Genomic DNA, 8,106 nt, shown 5'->3' on the forward strand with positions numbered 1-8,106 from the left:
CCGCCGTTCGCCCCATGAGGCCGAACGCGCGGTCACCCCCACCCGTCGCGGGCCCTTCGGAGCCGGAGCGGGAATGCCCCGCTCAGCGGCGCAGGTACGGGAACCGGCCCCCGATCGCGGCGATGCGCTCCTCGGCGAGGTGGTCCGCGGCCCGCGCCGGGCTGATCCCCTGCTCCGCGGCCCGGGCCAGCACCGCCTCGGTGGTCGCGAACAGACCCTCGACCCGGTGCCGAGCCCGTGCCATGTCGAACCCCTCCTGCTCGTCGGTGACCTGGATGACCCCGCCGGCGTTGACCAGGTAGTCCGGGGCGTAGGTGATGCCGCGCTCGAGCAGCCGCTCGGCCAGGTGACCGGCGCCGTCGTCCGCGAGCTGGTTGTTGGCCGCGCCGCAGACGATCTTCGCGCTCAGCGCGTCCACGGTGGCCCGGTCCAGCGCCCCGCCGAGGGCGCAGGGGGCGTACACGTCCAGCGCGGAGCCCACCAGGGCGTCGGGGCCGGCGACGACGTCGACCTCCGGGTGCTCGGACCGCACCCGCTCGACAGCCCGGGTGCTGACGTCGGTGACGACGACCTGCGCGCCGGCGTCGAGGAGGTGGCCCACCAGCAGGTGGCCGACCTTGCCGACCCCGGCCACGCCGACGGTCCGGTCGCGCAGCGAGTCGCTGCCCCACACGTGCGCGGCGCACGCGCGCATGGCGGTGAACACTCCGAAGGCGGTGAGCACCGAGGAGTCGCCGGAGCCGCCGTGGACCTCGCTGCGCCCGACCACGTGTCCGGTCTCGCGGTGGATGACGTCCATGTCGCCCACGTAGGTGCCGACGTCGCAGGCGGTGACGTACCGCCCGCCGAGAGACTCCACGAACCGGCCGTAGGCCCGCAGCAGCGCCTCGGACTTGTCCGTGGCGGGGTCGCCGATGATGACGGCCTTGCCGCCGCCGTGATCGAGCCCGGCGAGGGCGCACTTGTAGGTCATGCCCCGGGAGAGGCGCAGGACGTCGGCGAGGGCGTCCTCCTCGGTGGGGTACGGGTAGAACCGGGTGCCGCCCAGGGCCGGGCCGAGGGCCGTGCTGTGGATGGCGATGATCGCCCGCAGGCCGCTCGCGCGGTCGTGGCAGTAGACCACCTGCTCGTGGCCGTGCTCGGGGTCGAACGGGCCCGGGGCGCGGAAGACGGTGGTGCGTTCGGAGGTGGTCGGGTCGAGCTCGGGGTGGGTGAGGAGGCTCACGACGACTCCTTCGTCATCTCGTGGATGCGGCGGCGCCGGGCGGGGGTGTGCCCGGTCACCGTCTCCAGGGTAGAGCTGGCGGGTGCGCCCGGCAGCCCGAGAAACGGTGGCTCACCGGCGGTTCCGTGGCGCGGCCCACCGCCTGGGCGGGCCGCCCATCTACCGGTCCGGCGCCGGCTCAGCGCGACGTCCGCCGCCGCGCCGCGTGCCCGGCCAGCGGCGACAGGACGGCCGAGACCAGCCAGAACAGCTTGCCGACGTCGCCGCCCCAGAGGAAGGCGACCGGCACCGAGGCGAGGAAGACCGCCGGCGTCACCAGGCCGGCGACCAGCCAGACGCGGTGCTCCCGCCGGGACAGCCGCGCGCGCTCGAGGCCATGGCGGCGGGCCACCTCGAACATGGTCAGCTGGGCGAGCGCGGCGAACGCGATGTTGCACGCGTAGAGCGCCGTCGGCAGCGCATACGACGCCGAGCCCGGGTCGCTGATGGCCTGCGTCGTGAACGGCACGAGGACCACCAGCGCGGTGGCGACGAGGTTCGCCCTCGTCGTCGCCGGGTCCATGGCGGAGATGCCCTGGATCAGCCGGACGTTGACGCGCCAGAACGCGGCGATGACGACGAAGCTGAGGGCGAAGCCGGCCAACTGGCGGGGCACGCCGCTGGCGGCCAGGGTGGCGAGGCTCTGCCAGGCCTCGGGCGGCGGGACGTCGATGGTGACGACCAGCAAGGTGATGGCGATGGCGTAGATCGCGTCGAAGAAGGACAGGCCCCGCTCGAACTCGCTCGTCTCGCGGGTGAGCACACCGGCGCGGGGCTGGGGTCGGGACGCCGATGACCCCGGCGCCGCACCGCGCGGACCCGCCGATGACCCCGGCGCCGCACCGCGCGGACCCGCCGATGACCCCGGCGCCGCACCGCGCGGACCCGCCGAGGACCCGGGCTTCGCGTCGCCCCGTCGCGTCACCGCACCAGCGTGAGCGTGCGCGCACCCGGCGCGCAACCACCGCCCTTGCCGCCGCCTGCCGCACCCGGCTGAGGCAAGGGCGGGGCGGCCGGCGTGACGCGGCCCGGGGAGGGGCGCGGCCTGCGGTAGACAGGTGCCATGGACATCTCCGACGTGCACGCCCGGCTGCGTGCCTTCGCCGACGAGCGGGACTGGAACCAGTTCCACACGCCCCGCAACCTCACGCTCGCCCTCGTCGGCGAGGTGGGCGAGCTCGCCGAGCTCATGCAGTGGCGCAGCGACGACGACGTCCGGGCGTTCGCGGCGACCGACGCCGGCCGGGAGGCCCTCGCCGACGAGCTCGCCGACGTCTTCACCTACCTGGTCGAGGTCGCCAACTCCCTCGGCATCGACCTCGGCGCGGCCGTGCACGCCAAGATCGACAAGAACGCCGCGAAGTACCCCGTCGAGCTCTCGCGCGGGTCCAACGCCAAGTACACCGACCTCCCCGGCGGCCATTAGCGGCGCCATGCACGCAGGCCCGGCGGCGCCTCACGCCGACGCGGCAGCCCCTGTGGCCGCGGTCCACGTCAAGGATCGGCGGGCCGCGGCGTATATCGCCGCCACCCGGACGCCGTCGAGGACCTCGGGCCGCCCGGCCAGCCAGCGGCCCAGCCGCACCCGCTCCACCACGGCGGCGCCGGCCGGCCCCGCGCGGACCACGACCTCCTTGGCCCGCACCGGCACGACCAGGCCCGTCACCGCCACCTCGAAGCCGCACGCGGCCGTGAGCCGCCGGGCGGCGCGCGCCGCCTCGGCCCTGCCCTGGCCCACGTAGGGCTGCGGCACGCCGTCCACCAGCAGGTTGTCGCCGGACACCCACACCCGGGCCCCGGGGTGGTACGCGGCCCTGATGGTGAACACCCCCGCCGGGCCGATGACGACGTGGTCGATGTCGCAGCCGTCCGGGCCGACCGGCACGGCGTGGAGGATGCGCCAGCGCGGGTCGCGGCGCACCAGCCGCTCGAGGCCGGTGGCGACGCGCTCCTCGGCCCGGGCCGCCACGCGCCGGGCCCGCTCAGGGGTGGGCAGGCCGATCACCCGGGCGAAGAAGGTACGCACCGGCGCCTCCCGCCGCAGCGCCGCGGCCTGCGCGCGGGGCATCGTGCCGGGCCGGCGTCCGGCCAGGTCCGTCCACGCCCCGCCCACCGTGCCCGCGCCGTCAGGGCCCGGGACCGGCGCGGCCCGCTCGCGCCAGGCGGTGAGGGCGGCGCCGAGGGCGGCCGCTTGGCCCGGGGCGGCGGGGTGCGCGGTGAGGGTGACGAGGTCGTACCAACCGACGAGGGCGCCGTCCGCGGCCGTGACATAGAGGCGGTCCTGGCCGTAGCGCTGCCAGCGCCGCACGCGCACGCCACCGGTCGCGGCGGTGACGGCGCGACCGACCCGGGTGCGGCGGCCGGCACGGCGGTGGGGCGTCACGGGATCGTCGTCGTCCTCCGCGGTGAGGACGGGCGTGCGCTGGACCATGGGCGGATGGTGTCAGCAGGACGGGCCGTACGCTCGTCATGAGCTCCGGCTGGCCCCCGGGGTGGGGGCTGTCCGAACAGGCCCCGGGCGGGCCGGGACAGTCCCAGGATGAGGGCTCCCGGGATAGCCCCTTCCTCCGGGCACGCGCCTGGGCAAGAATCGGGCCACCACCCCGACCGACCAAGGGAGACCGATCGTGGCAACCGTCCGGCTCAACCCGTATCTCAACTTCCGCGACACGGCCAAGGCGGCCATGGAGTTCTACCACTCGGTGTTCGGCGGCGAGCTCAACACCAGCACCTTCGGCGAGTTCCACGCCAGCGAGGACCCGGCCGAGCAGGACAAGATCATGCACGCCATGCTCGAGACCCCCAGCGGGCTCGTGCTCATGGCCGCCGACACCCCCAACGGCATGGACCTCACCCCCGGCGACAACCTCGCCGTCTCGCTCAGCGGCGACGACGAGGCGGAGCTGCGCGGGTACTGGGACAAGCTGTCCGACGGCGGACAGGTCACCGTGCCCCTCGAGAAGGCGCCGTGGGGCGACTACTTCGGGATGTGCACCGACAAGTTCGGCATCCGCTGGCTGGTCAACGTCGCCGGCGGGGGCGCCGAGCAGTCCTGACGCCGTTGTCAGGACACACCGACGCGGCTGGCCCGCCCCCGCTGCCCTGTGCGGGCGGGCCGGCCGCGGTCCTCCGGTGGGTCAGGGCTGCCCGGCTGGTGTGGAGGCCTGTCCGGCCGGCGAGGCCGGCGTGGAGGTCTGGCGGTTCCCGCCGAGCGCCTGCGCCTTGAGCGCCTCGTACTCCGCCGGGGTGATCGCCCCCGAGTCCAGCATGGTCTTGGCCTTGGCGATCTCGTCGGCCGCGCTCGTGGTTGCGACATCCCGGATGTACTGGTCCGTGGCCGCCTTCTGGGCTTCCATCGTCCGCATGTTCCGCTCGGCCATCCCCCGGCCCCTGGCGATGAGGTAGATCAGCGCCGCGAGGAACGGGAAGAACAGCAGGAAGAGCAGCCACAGCGCCTTGAACCAGCCGTTGAGCCGGCGGTCACGGAAGATGTCCGTGATGATCGCGAACAGCGCCCACAGGTAGGCGATGAACAGGGTGAACCACAGGGTCCACCAGAGGATTTGCCAGAACTGCGACCAGAAGTCCATCCGGACCACCTTCCCGTGTGCGGAGACACGACGAGCGTCGCGCCGGCGCCGTCTCGGTACCTCCCCCGCGTCGGGTGATTCCTCCCCCGCGTCCGGCGGTTACGCGACCACCCGCAGGTCCCGCTCGGTGGTGTTGAGCCGCCGGCCGCCGTCGTCGTCGACGGTGACGATGTCCTCGATGCGCACGCCGAAGCGACCCGGGAGGTAGATCCCCGGCTCGATGGAGAAGCACATGCCCGGCCGGAGCTTGTGGTGCTCGCCCTCGACGAGGTACGGCGGCTCGTGCGTGGTCACGCCGATCCCGTGGCCCACCCGATGGATGAACCGGTCGCCGTACCCGGCCTCGGTGATGACCCGGCGGGCCACCCGGTCGATCTCCTGGCACGTCACCCCGGGGCGGACCGCCTCGAAGGCCGCCTGCTGGGCGCGCCGGACGACGTCGTGCACGCGCCGGACCTCGAGGCCCGGCTCGCCGACGGACACGGTGCGCGTGGTGTCCGACCCGTAGCCGTGCATGAGCCCGCCGAAGTCGAGGACGACGACGTCGCCCGGCTCGATCACCCGCTCCCCCGCCTCGTGGTGCGGGTTGGCGCCGTTGGGTCCGGACCCGACGATCGTGAAGTCCACCTGCTCGTGCCCGTGGGCCCGCAGCAGGTCCGCCAGGTCTGCGGCCACCTCCGCCTCGCGCCGGCCCGCGAAGCGGGCGCCCACGATCTCCTCGTAGGTGGCGTCCGCGGCGGCGCCGGCGGCCGCCAGCCGGGCGAGCTCGGCGGCGTCCTTGACCGCGCGCAGCATGGGCAGGCACTCGCTCAGGCCGCGATACCGGGTGCGGGGCAGCGCGCGCTGCAGGCCGAGCAGGTGCAGGGCCCAGGTGCCGTCCGAGATCGCGAAGCGCCCGTCGGGCCGGAGCAGCTGGGCGACGACGCCGTAGGGGTCGGCGCCGTCGGCCCAGCCGACGACCTCGAAGATGTCCGCGCCGGGTGCCGCCTCGGCGTCCGGCCGTTCCAGGGTCGGCGCGACCAGGGTGGCCTCCTGGTCCGGACGCAGCAGCAGGAGCGTGAGCCGCTCGGTGGGCGGGGGCTGGTAGCCGGTGAGCCAGACGAGGTCCGGCCCGGGGGCGACGAGGACGCCGTCGAGCCCCGCCTCGTGCGCCGCGTGGGCCGTACGCGTGAGCCGGCTGGCGTAGTCAGCGCCGGTGAAGGGCGTCGGCGCCGTCGAGGTCGTCATCGTCGGACTCGTCCTCAGCTCTCTGTCACGGCCGCTTCTCACCCACACCGGACACGTGCGGCCGGCACCTGCCTCGTTCGCTGCCAGGCATTCTGCGGCCACGTCCCCGATCGGCCGCTTCACCCCGGCCGGATGATGCCACACCGTCGCGGCTCGTGGTTCGGTCGGCGCATGTGCAGATGGATGGCGTATTCCGGACGGCCCATCCTGGCCGAGGAGCTGCTGTTCAAGCCGGAGCACTCCCTCATCGACCAGAGCCTGCACTCCCGCCTCGGGGCGACGACGACGAACGGCGACGGCTTCGGCATCGGCTGGTACGGCGAGGGCGAGGAGCCGGCCCTGTTCAAAGGCGTCGACCCCGCCTGGAACGACCGCAACCTGCGCGAGATCTCCGGCCAGGTCCGGACCGGGATGTTCTTCGCGCACATCCGGGCGTCCACCGGGACGGCGGTGCAGCGCAGCAACTGCCACCCCTTCCGTCACGGGCGGTGGCTGTGGATGCACAACGGCATGGTGGCCGGCTTCCACGAGCTGCGGCGCGACCTGGTGATGGCGGTCGATCCCGACCTCTTCCCGGACATCGAGGGGACGACCGACTCCGAGCTCCTCTTCTTCCTCGCCCTGACCTTCGGGCTCGAGCAGGACCCGATCCCCGCGGTCGAACGCGCGGTGGGCCTGGTCGAGGACGTCGCCGCCCGTCACGGCGTGCCTCACCCGGTGCAGATGACCGTCGCGACCACGGACGGCGTAGGCATGTGGGCGTTCCGGTACGCCAGCTCGGGTCAGGCGCGCTCGCTGTACTTCTCCACCCGGGTGGACAAGCTCGCCGCGCTGCACCCGGAGGTGGAGGTGCTGCACGAGCTGGGCACCGAGGCGCGCTTCATCGTCTCCGAGCCGCTGCGCGACCTCAGCGGGGCCTGGAACGAGGTCCCCGAGTCCTCCTGCGGGTTCGTGCGGCCCGGGGAGGCCGAGCTTCTGCCGTTCCGGCCGCTGCTGGCCGCGGCCTGACCACGGGCGTGGCGCGGTGCCGTTCGTGGTGCCGCACCCGGCGGACGCCGGGTCCCGCCCGAGGAGGAACGTCCATGACCGTGCACCCGCGGATCCTCAGCCACCTCGGCTCTGGGCAGGTCTCGCGGGTGGTGTACGGCTCGATCATCGGCCTCGCGCTGGTCCTGACGCTCGAGGCCCATCCGCCCACGCCGTCCGCCGCCGTCGGCACGCTCCTGGCGACCGCCCTGGCCGTGGCGCTCGCGGAGATGTACAGCGAGCACCTTGGCGGACGAGCACGCGCGAGCATGGGCGGGCACCGCGAGCCGCCGCGCGTCATCACCGCGAACGCGGTGGCCGTCGCCATCGGGGTCGCGTTCCCCAGCGTGTTCTTCCTCGCCGTCGTGCTCGGCTTCATGGCGTACGGGACGGCGTTCGTTGTCGCCAAGTGGTCCGGCCTCGCCCTCCTCGCCGGTTACGGGTTCTTGGCCGCACGCCTCACCGGCGCCGGGATGGCCCGCTCGCTGCTGGAGGCGGCCGCGGTCGCGGCCATCGCCGCGGTGCTCATCGCCCTGAAGGCCCTCGTGCACTGAACGCCTGTGTGCACTGAACGCCTGCGTGCCGAGTCGACTGAGCGCCTGGGTGCCGAGTCGCTCGCGCCCTGGGGCCGCTGCGCTGCGCGGCCGATGCCCGCGGCAGACGGCGCCTCGGGCCCCACGGCGGAGAACGAGAAAACCCCCGAACCGTGTGGCTCGGGGGTTTGGATCCTGGTAGATCCTCGGTGGAGCTAGAGGTGTCGTGGTTCAAGACATAGGCGACAGGTCTCTCAAGACATCGGCGACACGTCTCCCAGGACATCGGCGACAGTGCCTGGAGGCACTACCGGTGGGGCATGTCGAGCCTGCCCCGCCTGGTCATCGCCGCGGTCGTGACCCAGAAGCGTCCCGTGGCCGAGGTCGCCGCCACCTACAACGTCCACCGTTCCTGGGTCTACAAGCTCCTGGCCCGCTACCGGGCCGAGGGCGAGGCCGCCCTCGA

General features: G+C 73.7%; 10 protein-coding genes. 5 read left to right on the top strand and 5 right to left on the bottom strand.

Annotated features, from left to right (window positions below):
• Positions 1–82 precede the first annotated feature (82 nt).
• Both GD880_RS12375 and GD880_RS12380 read right to left on the bottom strand, forming a co-directional pair.
• Positions 83–1,123 (bottom strand): Glu/Leu/Phe/Val dehydrogenase dimerization domain-containing protein, encoded by a 1,041-nt coding sequence (locus GD880_RS12375; protein WP_226909620.1) that lies wholly within the window; start codon positions 1,121–1,123, stop codon positions 83–85.
• A 280-nt stretch (positions 1,124–1,403) separates the two neighbouring features.
• Positions 1,404–2,027 carry a TMEM175 family protein gene (locus GD880_RS12380; RefSeq protein WP_152231919.1) on the bottom strand — a complete coding sequence of 208 codons (624 nt, stop codon included), beginning with the start codon at positions 2,025–2,027 and terminating at the stop codon, positions 1,404–1,406.
• 300 nt (positions 2,028–2,327) lie between these two features.
• Here GD880_RS12380 and GD880_RS12385 point away from each other — a divergent pair, with 300 nt between their 5' ends.
• A complete protein-coding gene (locus tag GD880_RS12385; protein ID WP_152231920.1) occupies positions 2,328–2,690 on the top strand; it encodes a nucleotide pyrophosphohydrolase in 363 nt (120 codons plus the stop codon).
• A gap of 30 nt (positions 2,691–2,720) precedes the next feature.
• Here the strand turns inward: GD880_RS12385 and GD880_RS21045 are convergent, their stop codons facing one another.
• Positions 2,721–3,695 (bottom strand): nuclease-related domain-containing protein, encoded by a 975-nt coding sequence (locus GD880_RS21045; protein ID WP_152231921.1) that lies wholly within the window; start codon positions 3,693–3,695, stop codon positions 2,721–2,723.
• A gap of 196 nt (positions 3,696–3,891) precedes the next feature.
• Here GD880_RS21045 and GD880_RS12395 point away from each other — a divergent pair, with 196 nt between their 5' ends.
• Positions 3,892–4,320: a VOC family protein gene (locus GD880_RS12395; RefSeq protein ID WP_226909616.1), complete on the top strand. Its 429-nt coding sequence runs from the start codon at positions 3,892–3,894 to the stop codon at positions 4,318–4,320.
• An 81-nt stretch (positions 4,321–4,401) separates the two neighbouring features.
• Here the strand turns inward: GD880_RS12395 and GD880_RS12400 are convergent, their stop codons facing one another.
• Entirely contained in the window at positions 4,402–4,854 is a 453-nt protein-coding gene (locus tag GD880_RS12400) for an SHOCT domain-containing protein (RefSeq protein WP_152231922.1), read from the bottom strand.
• Between the two features lie 99 nt (positions 4,855–4,953).
• Positions 4,954–6,081, bottom strand: a complete 1,128-nt coding sequence (locus GD880_RS12405) for an aminopeptidase P family protein (protein ID WP_152231923.1) — start codon at positions 6,079–6,081, stop codon at positions 4,954–4,956.
• A 183-nt stretch (positions 6,082–6,264) separates the two neighbouring features.
• Between GD880_RS12405 and GD880_RS12410 the strand changes: the two genes are divergently transcribed.
• The 3 genes from GD880_RS12410 to GD880_RS12420 all read left to right on the top strand — a co-directional run.
• A complete protein-coding gene (locus tag GD880_RS12410; RefSeq protein ID WP_152231924.1) occupies positions 6,265–7,089 on the top strand; it encodes a class II glutamine amidotransferase in 825 nt (274 codons plus the stop codon).
• 74 nt (positions 7,090–7,163) lie between these two features.
• Positions 7,164–7,661, top strand: coding sequence for a hypothetical protein (locus GD880_RS12415; protein ID WP_152231925.1), 498 nt, complete (start codon positions 7,164–7,166; stop codon positions 7,659–7,661).
• Positions 7,662–7,960: 299 nt separating this feature from the next.
• Positions 7,961–8,106: helix-turn-helix domain-containing protein (locus GD880_RS12420; protein WP_152231926.1), on the top strand; the 146-nt coding region annotated here is incomplete at its 3' end.

It is taken from the genome of Georgenia ruanii, from assembly GCF_009193175.1.
In the GTDB taxonomy this organism is placed as follows: domain Bacteria; phylum Actinomycetota; class Actinomycetes; order Actinomycetales; family Actinomycetaceae; genus Georgenia; species Georgenia ruanii.

Bases quoted from the DNA above. Each gene is read 5' to 3' on its own strand.
- GD880_RS12410 (WP_152231924.1), top strand. From the start codon at position 6,265: ATGGCGTATTCCGGACGGCCCATCCTGGCCGAGGAGCTGCTGTTCAAG.
- GD880_RS12415 (WP_152231925.1), top strand. From the start codon at position 7,164: ATGACCGTGCACCCGCGGATCCTCAGCCACCTCGGCTCTGGGCAGGTC.
- GD880_RS12385 (WP_152231920.1), top strand. From the start codon at position 2,328: ATGGACATCTCCGACGTGCACGCCCGGCTGCGTGCCTTCGCCGACGAG.
- GD880_RS21045 (WP_152231921.1), bottom strand. From the start codon at position 3,695: ATGGTCCAGCGCACGCCCGTCCTCACCGCGGAGGACGACGACGATCCC.
- GD880_RS12400 (WP_152231922.1), bottom strand. From the start codon at position 4,854: ATGGACTTCTGGTCGCAGTTCTGGCAAATCCTCTGGTGGACCCTGTGG.
- GD880_RS12405 (WP_152231923.1), bottom strand. From the start codon at position 6,081: ATGACGACCTCGACGGCGCCGACGCCCTTCACCGGCGCTGACTACGCC.